Source organism: Alsobacter sp. R-9, assembly GCF_054612375.1.
Map to the genome: position 1 here is coordinate 1 of NZ_JBTSWJ010000042.1, position 758 is coordinate 758.

1 protein-coding gene is annotated in these 758 nt (G+C 69.5%); it reads left to right on the top strand.

Features of this window, described 5'->3' with window-relative positions:
* Window positions 1-16: 16 nt before the first annotated feature.
* Window positions 17-727 carry an outer membrane protein gene (locus ACX9GQ_RS25025; protein WP_459632316.1) on the top strand — a complete coding sequence of 237 codons (711 nt, stop codon included), beginning with the start codon at window positions 17-19 and terminating at the stop codon, window positions 725-727.
* Window positions 728-758 lie beyond the last annotated feature (31 nt).

A 758-nucleotide genomic window follows, 5' to 3' on the forward strand; every position in this document is an offset into this window, starting at 1 on the left:
ACTCCGGAGATTGACGATGAAGCGTGTTTTCCTGCTCGCGACGGTGGCTGCCGTGATGGCCGCGCCGGCGTTCGCGGCCGACCTCCCCTCCCGGGCTGCGCCGGTTGCTCCTGCCTATATGCCGCCGGCCTTCACGTGGACCGGCTTCTACGTGGGTCTGAACGCGGGCGTGGGCTGGGCCGACTCCCGTGACGTCTACATCACCGGCCCGGTCTCGGGCGTGGTGTCGGGCGGCGACGACGGCCGGTTCGTGGGCGGTGGCCAGATCGGCTACAACTTCCAGTCGGGCGCCTTCGTGTTCGGCGTCGAGACGGACATCCAGTACGTGGGTGACGGCGGCGGCCACGCGTGGGGCAACTACACGTGGTGGGCGAACGGCGGCAACGACGGCTACCTGGGCACGGTGCGCGCGCGCGTCGGCTACGCCATCGACCGCACGCTGCTCTACGTCACGGGCGGTCTGGCCTACGGCGGCCTGAACTCGAACCCGTTCACGGGCAACTCGACCAGCAACGTCGGCTGGACGATCGGCGGCGGCGTCGAGTACGCGTTCACCAACAACTGGACGGCCAAGATCGAAGGCCTGTACATCCAGAACGGGAACGACAACGAGGTGCGTTCGACGACGATCGCGGCCGGCGTCCTCCCGGCCGGCACCTACACCGCCACGACCAGCGGCGGCACCGGCGGCGGCCTCGTCCGCCTCGGCATCAACTACAAGTGGTAATCCCGCAGGCCGCCCCATGACGGCGGCCCGC

Coding starts and splice junctions, on each gene's coding strand:
- ACX9GQ_RS25025 (WP_459632316.1), top strand. CDS start 17: ATGAAGCGTGTTTTCCTGCTCGCGACGGTGGCTGCCGTGATGGCCGCG.